The sequence below is a fragment of the Pseudorhizobium sp. NPDC055634 genome, assembly GCF_053618655.1.
In genome coordinates this window covers 253,145-265,584 of sequence record NZ_JBSHHW010000002.1, presented here as the reverse complement: position 1 = coordinate 265,584, position 12,440 = coordinate 253,145, and the positions used below count along the sequence as shown (strand labels likewise).

Genomic DNA, 12,440 nt, shown 5'->3' with positions numbered 1-12,440 from the left:
GGTCAGAAGGGCAGCTTCATCCCCGGAGGAATCGGCAGCCCGGCGGTGAGTTCCCGGGTCATTTCGGCGGCCGTGCTTTCGGCCTTCTTCTTGGCGTCCTGATGGGCCGCAACGATCAGGTCTTCGAGGATTTCGACGTCATCTTCCTTGAAGAGCGATGGATCGATCTTCAGGCCGAGCATGTCGCCCTTGCCGCTCAGGCGGACTGTCACCAGCCCGCCGCCAGACGTTCCCTCGACTTCCAGTGCGGCGATATCCGCCTGCACCTTCTCCATCTTGGCCTGCATTTCCTTGACCTTGCCCATCATGCCCATGATGTCGCGCATCGTCCAGTCCTTCTCTTATAGTTCGATGTCGTCGCCGGGCAGGATGTCTCCCTCGGCGGATTCTGCCACTGCCGGTGGCGCAATTTCGTCGTCTCCGGCATCGTCCTCGACGGCGCGAATCCGCACGTCCGTGATGCGGGCGCCGGGAAACTGCGCCAGGATGGCCGCCACGTCCGGATCGGCACGGGCATCCGTCAGCCGCGCCTCGCGCACACTGGCGTCCCTTTCCACGAGGGTGGCCTCGCCCTCCTCGTTGCTCAGGCTGATGACCCAGTGAATGCCGGTCCATTCCTTGAGCTTGACGCCGAGTTCACCGGGCAGCGAGGCGGGAGCGCCGTTGGTCATGCGCATGTCGAGCCGTCCGGGCTCGAGCTTCACCAGCCGCACGAAGTTGCGCACCAGGGCCTTCAGTTTCGGCTCGCGGTTCTTGGAGCAGAGATCGACGACGTCCTGGAGCGAGTTGACCGGGACGGCCGGCACCGGTTTCTGGGACGGCAGTTCCTCGACGCGCCCGACGGGCATGTCGCGCGGTTCCGGTGACGGCACGGCCTTCAGCATGGCGGTCGGCCCGCCTGCGGGCATGCGCTGGGGGGAGGCGGAGTGCGCCACCGCCTGGGTATTGACGGAGGGAGAGGCGGGGTGGCCGCCGTTGCCCGAGGGCAGGGAAGGGGCCCGACCTTCGCCATTGCCGAACTCTCCCAGACGCCGCGCCGCGTCCTCCGGTGCCGGAAGATGGGCGGCATGGGTAAGGCGGATGAGCACCATTTCCGTCGCGCCTGCCGGCCTCGACGAGTTCTCGGCCTCCGGGATGCCCTTGAGCAACATCTGCCAGATGCGTGAAAGCGTGCTGACGGCCACGGAATTCGCGAACTCCTGGCCGCGAACCCGTTCGACTTCGCTCAGCGACGGGTCCTGTGCCGCCTCCGGGATATACTTGATGCGTGTCACGAGATGCGTGAAGTCGGCAAGGTCGGTCAGCACGACGACGGGATTGGCGCCCGCCTGATACTGCGACTCGAACTCGCTGAGCGCTGCCGTCACGTCACCGCGGATGACATGTTCGAAGAGGTCGACGATGCGGGCCCTGTCAGCAAGGCCAAGCATTCCCCGGACGGTGTCGGCTTCGACGCGCCCGCCGCCGTGGGCGATCGCCTGGTCCAGCAGCGAAAGGCCGTCGCGTGCCGAGCCTTCGGCTGCGCGGGCGACCATCGACAGCGCTTCGGGGTCCGCGACGACGCCTTCCTTCTCCAGGATGGTGGTGAACAGGCCGACGAGGTCCGCGGCGCTGATGCGGCGCAGGTCGAAGCGCTGGCAGCGAGAGAGGACGGTGATCGGCACCTTGCGGATTTCGGTCGTTGCGAAGATGAACTTCACATGCTCCGGCGGCTCTTCGAGCGTCTTCAACAGACCATTGAAGGCCTGCGTCGAGAGCATGTGCACTTCGTCGATGATGTAGACCTTGTATCGCGCCGAGACCGGCCGGTAGCGGACCTGCTCGATGATCTCGCGGATGTCGTCGATGCCGGTATGGGAGGCGGCGTCCATCTCGATCACGTCGACATGCCGGCCTTCCATGATCGCCTGGCAGTGTTCGCCGGGGATGCGAAGGTCGATGGTCGGCTGGTCGATGTCCGCAGTCTGGTAGTTCAGCGCCCTGGCGAGAATGCGGGCGGTGGTCGTCTTGCCGACGCCGCGCACCCCGGTCAGCATGTAGGCCTGGGCTATCCGTCCCGTCTCGAAGGCATTGGTGAGCGTGCGGACCATCGGCTCCTGGCCGACCATGAGGTCAGAGAAGTCCTTCGGGCGATACTTGCGCGCAAGCACGCGATATCCGCTGCCGGGGGGAGGGAATGCTCTGGAATTGGGCCCGGTGTCGTTCATGATTCCTGCCAGCCTTCGCGGGCCGTTCCAGCCTCTTGACCGGACCGGAAGCTGACCAAGATGGTAGAGGGTGGGAGGCTGGCACGGCGACCCGTGCCGGGCTCGTTAGGGCTGCTTCCTTCCGGACCTGACCCGGTTGGCGAGTGGCTCGTCCACCACCAACCTCCCGCCGCACATATCGGCAATAACGCTCGCAAATGCAAGCCAAGCCTGTAAAAAACTGCTAGGCTCATGTCACGACGGAGGAATGGTAGTTGAGGCAATTCGTGCTGGACGAGAGGCTCGAGCGGGATTCGGAACTGGTGACGGTTTTCGGCCTGTGCCAGCTTCGATTGATGAAGGACCGTCGATGGCCCTGGCTGATGCTTGTCCCGCAGCGCCCCGGGATCAGCGAAATCTTCGAACTCACTCCGCTCGACCAGACCCTGCTGACCTTCGAGACCAATGAGGTGGCCGCAGCGCTGAAGAAGGCGACCGGTGCCCGCAAGATCAATGTCGGCGCCCTCGGCAACGTCGTCGGCCAGCTGCACGTGCATGTGGTGGCGCGCAACGAAGGCGACCCGAACTGGCCCGGGCCCATCTGGGGCCACGGCACCCCCGAGCCCTACGAGAACGGGGCGCAGCACAGGCTTCTCCAGACATTGATCGAAGCCCTCTGACATGACCGGATCCCTTTTCGATACCGACGCGCCGCATCCGGAAGCCAGCACCCTCACCGCGTTTTCAGGCAATACCCTCGACCGGCGATCGGAATACCGCGAGGAGAATTGCCTGGAGGAGGCGCTCAAGGTCGAGGGCACGCACCTGCTTGCCTTCACGGGGAGCCGGCTAATCCTCAAGCATGACGGGCAGGTTCTAGATCCGCTGTTTTCAGCCTACGAGTTGATGGAATTGCAGCCGGATTTCGAAAATGCCGTCCTTCTCGGCTATTGCGAGAACGGCGAGCCCCGTATCGCCGTGCCGGTCGGCGTGGCGGCCGAGGACCTGGCCGCCCACTTCAAGCCGACCGAGGCGCGTGCGCTCTATCGAGAGGGAATGCTCGACGGGGAACTGCTCGGGCAGGCGGCCCAGGCGGCAGCCCTTATCAACTGGAATGCGACCAATCGATACTGCGGCAAGTGCGGCGCAGCGACCGAAAGCCGGCTCGGCGGGTATCGCCGCGTCTGCATCGCCTGCGGAAACCTGACATTTCCGCGGACCGACCCCGTGGTGATCATGCTCGTCGTCGATGAGGAGCGCGATTGCTGCCTGCTCGGTCGGAGCCATCATTTCCAGGAGGGGATGTATTCGTGCCTGGCGGGCTTCGTGGAGCCAGGCGAAACGATCGAGCATGCCGTCCGGCGGGAAACGTTTGAGGAATCGGGCATACGCATCGGCCGCGTCCGCTATCACGCATCGCAGCCCTGGCCCATGCCCCACTCGCTGATGATCGGATGCTACGCGGAGGCGACGTCGACCGAGATCCGGATCGACGAGCAGGAGATTGCCGATTGCCGGTGGTTTTCGCGCGAGGAGGTCGGGGACATCCTCGCAGGCCGGCCGGGCGACAGGTTCTTCGCGCCCCCGGTGGGCGCGATCGCCTATCAGCTGATCCGCGACTGGGTCGACTGGCCGCGCTAGGGTCTCAATGCTTCTGCAGGGCGCCCCGCATGGGGTGACCCTTGTAGACGCCGAGGATCCGCACCTTTTCGGAGAAGAATCGCAGCTCCTCGAGCGCCCGCCGCACCGCCGGATCGTCCGGATGTCCCTCGATATCGGCGTAGAACTGGGTCGCCACGAACTTGCCGCCCAGCTGATAGCTCTCCAGCTTGGTCATGTTGACGCCGTTGGTGGCAAACCCTCCCATCGCCTTGTAGAGCGCGGCCGGGATGTTGCGGACATTGAAGACGAAGGTGGTGACGATGATTTCCGACGCGTCGTCCCGATTGGCCCAAGTCTCATCGCGCGAGAGGATGACGAAGCGGGTGACGTTGTTCTCGGTGTCCTCGACGTTTTCCGCGAGGATTTCCAGCCCGTAGAGATCCGCGGCAAGCCGGGGAGCAAGCGCCGCCATGGAGCGGTCCCCTTCCTCCGCCACCAGCTTGGCGGCGCCGGCCGTGTCCCCGGCGACGACCGCCTTCCAGCCGTTCGAGCGGATGATCTTGCGGCACTGGCCGAGCGCGTGAATGTGGCTGTGCACCGTGCGCACGTCTTCCCGGGTGGTCCCCGGAAGGACCATCAGCTGGAAGCGGATAGGCATGAAATATTCGCCGACGATGTGCAGTCGCGATTCCGGCAGCAGATAATGGATGTCGGCCACGCGCCCGGCGATCGTGTTCTCGATCGGGATCATTGCCAGATCCGCCTCTCCGCTCTCCAGCGCAACGAAGGCGTCCTCGAAAGTCGGGCAGGGGAGCGGCCGCATGGTCGGGAACATGTCCCGGCACGCCATGTCGGAATTGGCGCCGAAGTCGCCCTGGAAGGCGATCCTGTTGGTTTTCTGGGTCATGGGGAAAGCGCCTTCAGGAGGAGCGGCTGGAGAGAATTGCGCGGGCCTTTTCAAGATCGGCGGGAGTATCGACACCGAGCGGAACCGAGTCAACGATTTCCACGTCGATCCGCATGCCGGCTTCAAGCGCCCGCAGCTGCTCGAGCGACTCGCGCTTTTCGAGAGCGGACGGCCCGAGCGAGACGAACCGTTCCAGCGCCTTGCGGCGGTATGCGTAAAGCCCGATGTGGTGGTAGAGCGGGCCGGGGCCATGCGGGGCCGTGGCGCGGGTGAAGTAGAGCGCGCGCATCCGTGCCGGTGAAAGCGGCGAACCGACAACCTTGACGACGTTCGGATTGGTTTTCTCGTGCTCCTCGGTGATTTCCACCGTAAGCGTGGCGATGTCGACCTGCGGGTTTTCCAGGGGGCGCAGGGCTGCGCGGACGGCTTCCGGCTCGATCGTCGGAAGGTCGCCCTGCACGTTGACGACAACCTCGATCCTGCCCTCCGGGTCCACCTTCTGGACGGCCTCGTATATGCGGTCGGAACCCGACTGGTGGTCCTCGCGCGTCATCACGACCTCGAAGCCGGCCGAGGCGACCGCCTCGTATGTGTCCTGATGGTCGACCGCGACGATGATTCGCCCGACATCGGCTTCCCGGGCGCGCCTGGCGACCTGGACGATCATCGGCAGCCCGGCAATATCCGCCAGCGGCTTGCCGGGAAGCCGGGTCGAGGCCATGCGGGCGGGAATGAGCACCAGCGTCCGATCAGCAGCAAAATTGGTCATCTCGGTCCTTCAAAAGCGCATTGATCAGTGTCAAAAAGTCTCACGCGGCGCCGTATAATCGTGTTGCAACCGCAGTGCAAAAGACATAGGTTCCGCGCGATTTCAAGATGGCCCGCCTTTACTCCGGCGGTTGCAGGGGAGCGTTTGCATATGAACTCGTACGTGAACATGGCGGTAGGAGCGCTTCTTGCCACCGTTTTCGTGATGATGACGGTTTCGATCGCGTCTGAGGGTATCTGGCACTCGGAAGCGCCGGAACAGGCAGGCTTCGCCATTGTCGCGGCGGAGACGGGTGGAGAAGCTGGTGGCGCCGAGGAAGAGGCAGCCGTGCCGATCGCAACGCTTCTCGCGACTGCCGACGCGGCCGCCGGCCAGGCATCGTTCAAGAAGTGTGCGAGCTGTCACACCGCCGAGCAGGGCGGCGCCAACAAGGTTGGCCCGAACCTGTGGGGCACCGTAAACCGGCCGATCGCATCGCATGAGGGCTTCAGCTACTCGGCGGCAATGAAGGATTTCTCGCAGGGCGGTTCTGTCGTCTGGGACTATGAGCACCTGAACGGCTTCCTGCTGGCGCCGAAGCAGCACGTTCCCGGCACCGCCATGGGCTTTGCAGGCCTGAAGAAGGACGACGAGCGCGCCAACGTCATTGCCTACCTGCGTTCGCTCTCTGACAGCCCGGCGCCGCTGCCGGAAGCCCAGGCCGAAGCCGCGCCCGCAGAGGGCGAAGCTGCCGCTCCGGCTGCCGAAGGTGCGGCCCCCGCCGCAGAAGCCGCTCCGGCAACGGACGCTCCCGCTGCAGCAGAAGGTGAGGCCGCTGCTCCTGCTGCCGGCGAAACCCCGGCAGAGCCGGTTGCCGAAGCTCCCGCCGCTGAAGGTGCCGCACCTGCCGCCGAAGCGTCGACCGCTCCCGCAGCCGATGAGCCGGCCGCTGCCGATCAGCAGACGGCGCCGACCACCACCAACTGAGGTCGCCGACAAGCGATTTTGAAGCCCGGCCCCTGTGCCGGGCTTTTTCGTTGCGGGCCTTCAGCGACCCGAACGCTCTCCGCCTAAGACAGAAGCCAGGCCCAGAAACTGACCGAAACGATGCCGAGGGCGGTGGTCACGCTGATGGTCGATGCGGCTATGTTCTGCCCGGCACGGAAGCGTTGCGCGATCAGCCAGGCATTGATGCCGGTCGGCACCGACGAGGTCAGCACGAGCGCGGCGGCCCATGCGGGGCTCAGCCCCAGAAGCTTGCTCATCAGGAACACGGCGGCGGGCAGGAGAAGCAGCTTCAGCGCGGCGATCCCGCTCGTCAGCCCGATATTGCCGCGGACCGGGTAGCGCGTGAGTGCCATTCCGATCGAGATCAGTGCGGCGGGGCCCGCAGCATTCGAAAGCTGGGTCACGACGGTTGCGATGACCGGCGTCATCGTCAGGCCGGAGAGGCTGAAGGCGAGCCCCGCGGCAAGCGCGATGACCAGCGGATTGCGGACGAGGTTGAAGCCGACCTGCCCGAGGATGGCCTTCAGGCCGCGTCCGGTGCCGCCATCGACGATGACCCCGGCGCGTTCCATCAGGATCGTTCCGACGATCATCATCAGCGGCAGGTGGATGGCAAGAAGGATGGAAAGAGCCACCAGCCCTTCCTCGCCGACTGATCGCCCCACGAGCGGCAGGCCGATGAAGACGTTGTTCGCGAATGCTGCCGACATTCCGGCGATCACCCCGATCTTGTCGTCTCGCCCGAAGACGTGCTTGGCGATCAGGTGGCCGGCGGTCCAGGTGACCGCTACCCCGGCGAAATAGGCTGCCCACAGCCGAAACGGCGAGACGCCGTCGAAATGCGCATTCGCGAGCGTGCTGAAGATCAGCATCGGAACCGCGATCTTGAAGACGAATTCTCCAAGCGCGTCGCCCGTCGCCTCATTGAGGATTTTTGTCCGGGCGACGATCCAGCCGATGAGGATGAGGAGGAATACGGGGGCGACGTTTATGAGGACTGATGACAACTTGCGGTCTTTCCGGGGAAGTATGGGCTGAAGTATGTGATGCGTCGATCATGGCCGAAAAGCCTTAATCCAGAACAGGAATCGGCGGCGGGCTATGGGGTTTTTCCTTCGCATGTGCAAAAAGGATGGCGACGAACTGACAGGAAAGGTTTGGCAGCATGCCGCAGTTTGATGTTTTGACGGTTGGAAACGCGATAGTAGATATCATCGCCCGATGTGACGACCAGTTTCTTGCCGACAACGCGATCATCAAGGGCGCCATGAACCTGATCGACGCCGAACGCGCCGAACTCCTCTATTCGAGGATGGGGCCGGCGGTGGAGGCCTCCGGAGGCTCGGCCGGCAACACGGCGGCGGGCGTCGCCGGCATGGGTGGCAGGGCGGCCTATTTCGGAAAGGTCGCCGAGGACCAGCTGGGAAACATCTTCCAGCACGACATCCGCGCGCAGGGCGTGCATTACGCCACCGAACCGCAGGGGACCTTTCCGCCGACGGCCCGCTCGATGATCTTCGTCACCCCGGACGGCGAAAGGTCGATGAACACCTATCTCGGCGCATGCGTTGAATTCGGCCCAGGCGACGTCGAGCCAGCCATCGTCGCCCAGTCCGCCGTCACCTATTTCGAAGGCTATCTTTGGGATCCGCCGCGCGCCAAGGAGGCAATCCTCGAATGCGCCCGGATCGCGCACGAGAACGGGCGGGAAGTCTCGATGACCCTGTCGGACCCCTTCTGCGTCGACCGTTACCGCTCGGAATTCCTGGACCTCATGCGCTCGGGAACCGTCGATATCGTCTTCGCCAACAGGCAGGAGGTCCTGTCGCTCTATGAGACGGACGATTTCCAACTGGCGCTGGATCGGATCGCGGCGGATTGCAGTCTTGCCGCCGTTACCCTCAGCGAAGAGGGCGCCATCATCGTCCGGGGCGAAGAGCGCTTGAAGATCGATGCCTTCGCGGTGGACGAGGTAGTGGATACGACCGGTGCCGGCGATCTCTTCGCGGCCGGCTTCCTCTACGGATATACGCAAGGCCGGTCGCTTCTTGATTGCGGCAGGCTGGGTTGCCTGTCGGCGGCGATCGTTATCGCGCAGATCGGGCCGCGTCCCATGGGTTCTTTGCGCGAGGCGGCCATCCGCGAGGGCCTGATCGAGGCGGAAGCGGTTACCTGAACGCTTCTCCCGGATAGGCTCCCCAGATCTCCGCTTGGTTGACCCAGCCTTCGGTGCCGTTGACCGACGCATGACACCAGTCGCCGTTGCACTCGTCGATGGAGATTACCACGCCGGGCTGGAGCTTTGCGACGACGGAGGCCGAGGACTGGGGGTCGCGGCGCATGTTGACGAAGACGTCATCCTCCTTGCCGCGCATCCAGGGTGCCGCGACGGCCGTCCGCTCACCCGACAAAAGCGCCTGGTTCACCCACCCCTCTGTGCCGTCGGCATCCCGGACGCGGCGCCAGTTGTCGTATTCCTGGATGATCTCCATCGGCGTACCCGATTTCATGTACATCCAGGCGACGGCGTAGTCGGTGCTCGGCCCGATCCGGATGTTCACGCGCTTGGATTTCAGGCTGACGAACCGAGGCAGGGGCAGCCCGCTCGCGCCCTTGGTTCCCTGTGCGAAGGACGGAAACGCATGAAGCGCCGGAAGCGCTCCGATGAAGACTGCCAGCAGTGTGGAAAGTATGACGCTGCGCATGCGGGTTCTCTCGAGACGGTGCGGCGCCTGCGCGGCCGGCCGCAAGCTTCCGGGCGACCTCGGCAACCCTGCTCCTGCGAGGTTTTGTTTGTCTTCGCCGACGGGTCTGGTAGAAACGCCCTCTGTGCGTAGACTATCGCGCGACTTGGTTAAGGACCTCTGAATACGACGCCCATGACAGCGAAGAAGAAACCCAAGGTCTACATAACGCGCAAGCTGCCGGACGCCGTCGAGACCCGCATGCGCGAGTTGTTCGATGCCGAGCTGAATGTCGACGACGCGCCGCGCACCCGGGAGCAGCTCGCCGCCGCGATGAAGACGGCTGACGTCCTCGTGCCCACGGTGACGGACAGGATAGACGAGGCGCTCATCAACGAGGCGGGGCCCGACCTCAGGCTGATCGCCAGCTTCTCCAACGGCACCGACCACATCGACATCGACGCGGCTGCGCGCAAGGGCATCACCGTCACCAACACGCCGAACGTCCTTACCGAAGACACGGCCGACATGACCATGGCGCTCATCCTCGCCGTGTCACGCCGGCTGCCGGAGGGCGCCCGCATACTGACGGATCGCCCCGGCGACTGGGCCGGTTGGTCACCCACCTGGATGCTTGGACGCCGCATCTGGGGCAAGCGCATCGGTATCGTCGGCATGGGCCGGATCGGTACCGCGGTCGCGCGCCGGGCCAAGGCCTTCGGGCTGTCGATCCACTATCATAACCGCAAGCGGGTTCACCCCGCGACGGAAGAGGAGCTTGAGGCAACCTATTGGGACAGCCTCGATCAGATGCTGGCGCGCGTCGATATCGTCTCGGTCAACTGCCCGTCCACTCCGGCGACCTTCCACCTCCTGTCCGCCCGGCGCCTCGCCCTGCTGCAGCCGACGAGCCTTATCGTGAATACCGCCCGCGGCGACATCATCGACGAGGCCGCGATGATCCAGCTGCTGCGCGACGGCAAGATTGCCGGAGCCGGGCTCGATGTCTACGAGAACGAGCCCATGGTGAACCCGAAGCTGGTGAAGCTCGCAAACGAGGGGCGCGCCGTGCTGCTGCCCCACATGGGGTCGGCGACGATCGAGGGCCGGATCGACATGGGCGACAAGGTGATCATCAACATCCGCACCTTCTTCGACGGCCACAGGCCGCCGAACCGAGTGCTTCCCGGCCGCAACTGACGAGGACCGCCGGAGCGGCAACCGTCCCGTTCATTCGGCCGCAGCCGGCGCGGAACGCCGTTTGTATCGTATGGTATCGAACTTTGCGGTGAGTGCGTCGTAGAGGAGGAGGCGTCCGATCAGGGGCTCGCCGACGCCGGTGACGACCTTGATGGTTTCCATGGCCATGAGGGCGCCGATCACGCCAGTCAGCGCTCCGATGATGCCGGTTTCCGCACAGGCCGGGATCAGGTCCTGCGGAGGCTTTTCCGGAAAGAGATCGCGGTAGCTGGGGTTCTGGGCGCCGTCCGGCGCTGCTTCATAGGGCTTAAGGACCGTAAGTGAACCGTCGAAACGTCCCACCGCGCCGGTGACCAGGGGAATGCGCGCCGCAAGTGCCGCATCCGCGCAGGCGTAGCGGGTATCGAAATTGTCCGATCCGTCCACGAGGACGTCGAAGAGCGGCAGATGCTTCGATGCCCATCGTGCCGAAAATCGCTCCTCGTAGGAGAGCACGCGGATCATCGGGTTGAGCTGGGCCAGCGCTGCCCTCGCGCTCTGCGTCTTCATCTCGCCGATCGTGCCCGTGTCGTGGATGACCTGGCGCTGGAGGTTCGAAAGCGAGACGACATCGTCGTCGATGATGCCGATAGTGCCGACGCCGGCTGCGGCGAGGTAGAGAAGGGCAGGGGCACCCAGGCCGCCTGCTCCGACGACCAGAACCTTCGCGTTCTTCAGGCGTCGCTGCCCCTGGCCGCCGATCTCCGGAAGCAGGATATGGCGTCGATAGCGCTCGATCTCTTCAGGCGTCAGTTCCATGCCGGCAATCTAGCAGCCTTGGATGAGGTGGAAAAGCAAGGATCAGCCGCGGATGCTGCCGCCCTCGACGCTGAGGAACTGCGCCCGGTCCGCGAGCGCGGAGAACATCGACCGGTCCGTCCCGGTCATGAAGGATTGGCCTCCCAGTGCGTCCACGAGATCGAACAGAACTGTCCGCCGGCCCTCGTCGAGATGCGCGGCGATCTCGTCGAGCAGCAGGACCGGGGCGAAACCCGTCATATTCGCCGTCAGTCGTGCATGGGCCAGGATGAGGCCGATCAGCAGGGCCTTCTGCTCGCCGGTGGAGCATCGCCCGGCATCCATGGCCTTCTCGCGGTGGCGGACCAGGAGGTCGCTCCGGTGCGGACCGACAAGGGTGCGTCCGGCAGCAGCGTCGCGATGCCGGCCGTCCGCAAGCAATTCCAGGTAACGCTCTTCCAGTTCCGCTGCCGGCTGGTCCGTTGCATCGTCCATGAAGCCTTCCAGCTGAAGCTCCGGCGAGGGAAACGGCGTCTCGTTGGTGAGACTGCTGAGCAGACCCAGCATCTCCTGGCGGGCCGCCGCCATGGCGACACCCAGCCCGGCCATCTGGGCCTCGACCGCCGAGACCCAGGCAGGGTCGTAGCGTCCTTCCGACAGGAGGCGGTTGCGACTGCGCATCGCCTTCTCGTAGTCGCTAGCACGCCGGCCGTGAGCCGGATCGATCGAGAGAACCAGCCGGTCGAGGAAGCGGCGGCGATCCGAGGCCGGTCCGGTGAAGAGCCCGTCCATCGAGGGTGTGAGCCAGATCACGCTCAGGTGGTCGGACAATTCCTCCGTCGATTTCGCAGGAGTGCCGTTGATCCGCAATTTCCGGCTGACCGGTTCGCCAACAGCGTCGATCCCGGTCCCGAGCGACACCTCGCCTTCCATCCCCTCCAGGTCGACGAAGATGGAGAAGCCGCCGCTCGCCCCCACCCGTGTGACATCGGTCAGCGTTGCGCGACGAAGGCCGCGCCCCGGCGAGAGAAAGGAGACGGCTTCCAGGAGGTTCGTCTTGCCGGCGCCGTTGTCGCCGGTGAGCACGACATGCCGGCTGTCCAGCGAAATGCCCGCTTCGGAATAATTCCGGAAGTCGGTGAGCTTGAGACGGGAAAGAAATGCTTTCTGGGCCATGGGCATCCGTGCCTGATAGGCAGGAGCTAAGACTTCTGGGGGGCGAAGGCAAGCAAAGTTCGCGGCCTTGGAACCAATCGTCGCATAGGACGGTTCGTCGCGCGCGACCAGAGAAGGAGCCTGCTATTGTGCTCCCCCGTCGCCTGGGAGGC

General features: G+C 64.6%; 13 protein-coding genes and 1 other RNA gene. 5 read left to right on the top strand and 9 right to left on the bottom strand.

Annotated elements, in window-relative coordinates; genetic code table 11:
- Window positions 1–2: 2 nt before the first annotated feature.
- The 3 genes from ACWGPT_RS04370 to ffs form a co-directional block, all read right to left on the bottom strand.
- Window positions 3–326: a YbaB/EbfC family nucleoid-associated protein gene (locus tag ACWGPT_RS04370; protein WP_452604356.1), complete on the bottom strand. Its 324-nt coding sequence runs from the start codon at window positions 324–326 to the stop codon at window positions 3–5.
- Between the two features lie 15 nt (window positions 327–341).
- On the bottom strand, window positions 342–2,207 hold the full coding sequence (locus ACWGPT_RS04365) for a DNA polymerase III subunit gamma/tau (protein WP_452604355.1): 1,866 nt from the start codon (window positions 2,205–2,207) through the stop codon (window positions 342–344).
- A 70-nt stretch (window positions 2,208–2,277) separates the two neighbouring features.
- An RNA gene (ffs, locus tag ACWGPT_RS04360) (signal recognition particle sRNA small type) lies at window positions 2,278–2,374 on the bottom strand.
- 87 nt (window positions 2,375–2,461) lie between these two features.
- On the opposite strand from ffs, the gene ACWGPT_RS04355 reads away from it, so the two are divergent.
- Entirely contained in the window at window positions 2,462–2,866 is a 405-nt protein-coding gene (locus ACWGPT_RS04355; RefSeq protein ID WP_452604354.1) for an HIT family protein, read from the top strand.
- A gap of 1 nt (window position 2,867) precedes the next feature.
- Window positions 2,868–3,827, top strand: a complete 960-nt coding sequence (gene nudC / locus ACWGPT_RS04350; protein ID WP_452604353.1) for an NAD(+) diphosphatase — start codon at window positions 2,868–2,870, stop codon at window positions 3,825–3,827.
- Between the two features lie 4 nt (window positions 3,828–3,831).
- On the opposite strand, the gene ACWGPT_RS04345 is transcribed toward nudC, so the two are convergent.
- Together ACWGPT_RS04345 and ACWGPT_RS04340 are read right to left on the bottom strand one after the other, a co-directional pair.
- Complete coding sequence (locus tag ACWGPT_RS04345; protein ID WP_452604352.1) at window positions 3,832–4,695, bottom strand: prephenate dehydratase; 864 nt, start codon at window positions 4,693–4,695, stop codon at window positions 3,832–3,834.
- A gap of 13 nt (window positions 4,696–4,708) precedes the next feature.
- Window positions 4,709–5,464 (bottom strand): 3-deoxy-manno-octulosonate cytidylyltransferase, encoded by a 756-nt coding sequence (locus ACWGPT_RS04340; protein ID WP_452604351.1) that lies wholly within the window; start codon window positions 5,462–5,464, stop codon window positions 4,709–4,711.
- Between the two features lie 150 nt (window positions 5,465–5,614).
- Between ACWGPT_RS04340 and ACWGPT_RS04335 the strand changes: the two genes are divergently transcribed.
- Window positions 5,615–6,430, top strand: a complete 816-nt coding sequence (locus ACWGPT_RS04335; protein WP_452604350.1) for a c-type cytochrome — start codon at window positions 5,615–5,617, stop codon at window positions 6,428–6,430.
- Window positions 6,431–6,513: 83 nt separating this feature from the next.
- On the opposite strand, the gene ACWGPT_RS04330 is transcribed toward ACWGPT_RS04335, so the two are convergent.
- A complete protein-coding gene (locus ACWGPT_RS04330) occupies window positions 6,514–7,458 on the bottom strand; it encodes an AEC family transporter (protein WP_452604349.1) in 945 nt (314 codons plus the stop codon).
- 158 nt (window positions 7,459–7,616) lie between these two features.
- Here ACWGPT_RS04330 and ACWGPT_RS04325 point away from each other — a divergent pair, with 158 nt between their 5' ends.
- Window positions 7,617–8,627, top strand: coding sequence for an adenosine kinase (locus ACWGPT_RS04325; protein WP_452604348.1), 1,011 nt, complete (start codon window positions 7,617–7,619; stop codon window positions 8,625–8,627).
- Here ACWGPT_RS04325 and ACWGPT_RS04320 read toward each other — a convergent pair.
- On the bottom strand, window positions 8,620–9,156 hold the full coding sequence (locus tag ACWGPT_RS04320) for an SH3 domain-containing protein (RefSeq protein ID WP_452604347.1): 537 nt from the start codon (window positions 9,154–9,156) through the stop codon (window positions 8,620–8,622). The genes ACWGPT_RS04325 and ACWGPT_RS04320 overlap by 8 nt on opposite strands.
- A gap of 174 nt (window positions 9,157–9,330) precedes the next feature.
- Between ACWGPT_RS04320 and ACWGPT_RS04315 the strand changes: the two genes are divergently transcribed.
- Window positions 9,331–10,335 (top strand): 2-hydroxyacid dehydrogenase, encoded by a 1,005-nt coding sequence (locus tag ACWGPT_RS04315; RefSeq protein ID WP_452604346.1) that lies wholly within the window; start codon window positions 9,331–9,333, stop codon window positions 10,333–10,335.
- A gap of 30 nt (window positions 10,336–10,365) precedes the next feature.
- Here ACWGPT_RS04315 and moeB read toward each other — a convergent pair whose 3' ends face one another.
- A complete protein-coding gene (gene moeB, locus ACWGPT_RS04310) occupies window positions 10,366–11,133 on the bottom strand; it encodes a molybdopterin-synthase adenylyltransferase MoeB (protein WP_452604345.1) in 768 nt (255 codons plus the stop codon).
- A 42-nt stretch (window positions 11,134–11,175) separates the two neighbouring features.
- Window positions 11,176–12,288 (bottom strand): DNA replication/repair protein RecF, encoded by a 1,113-nt coding sequence (recF, locus tag ACWGPT_RS04305; RefSeq protein ID WP_452604344.1) that lies wholly within the window; start codon window positions 12,286–12,288, stop codon window positions 11,176–11,178.
- Window positions 12,289–12,440: the final 152 nt, after the last annotated feature.

What these genes read in the sequence shown, in the direction of transcription:
- ACWGPT_RS04370 (WP_452604356.1), bottom strand. Translation starts at nt 326, where the DNA reads ATGCGCGACATCATGGGCATGATGGGCAAGGTCAAGGAAATGCAGGCC.
- ACWGPT_RS04325 (WP_452604348.1), top strand. Translation starts at nt 7,617, where the DNA reads ATGCCGCAGTTTGATGTTTTGACGGTTGGAAACGCGATAGTAGATATC.
- ACWGPT_RS04345 (WP_452604352.1), bottom strand. Translation starts at nt 4,695, where the DNA reads ATGACCCAGAAAACCAACAGGATCGCCTTCCAGGGCGACTTCGGCGCC.
- moeB (WP_452604345.1), bottom strand. Translation starts at nt 11,133, where the DNA reads ATGGAACTGACGCCTGAAGAGATCGAGCGCTATCGACGCCATATCCTG.
- recF (WP_452604344.1), bottom strand. Translation starts at nt 12,288, where the DNA reads ATGGCCCAGAAAGCATTTCTTTCCCGTCTCAAGCTCACCGACTTCCGG.
- ACWGPT_RS04365 (WP_452604355.1), bottom strand. Translation starts at nt 2,207, where the DNA reads ATGAACGACACCGGGCCCAATTCCAGAGCATTCCCTCCCCCCGGCAGC.
- ACWGPT_RS04320 (WP_452604347.1), bottom strand. Translation starts at nt 9,156, where the DNA reads ATGCGCAGCGTCATACTTTCCACACTGCTGGCAGTCTTCATCGGAGCG.
- nudC (WP_452604353.1), top strand. Translation starts at nt 2,868, where the DNA reads ATGACCGGATCCCTTTTCGATACCGACGCGCCGCATCCGGAAGCCAGC.
- ACWGPT_RS04340 (WP_452604351.1), bottom strand. Translation starts at nt 5,464, where the DNA reads ATGACCAATTTTGCTGCTGATCGGACGCTGGTGCTCATTCCCGCCCGC.
- ACWGPT_RS04315 (WP_452604346.1), top strand. Translation starts at nt 9,331, where the DNA reads ATGACAGCGAAGAAGAAACCCAAGGTCTACATAACGCGCAAGCTGCCG.
- ACWGPT_RS04335 (WP_452604350.1), top strand. Translation starts at nt 5,615, where the DNA reads ATGAACTCGTACGTGAACATGGCGGTAGGAGCGCTTCTTGCCACCGTT.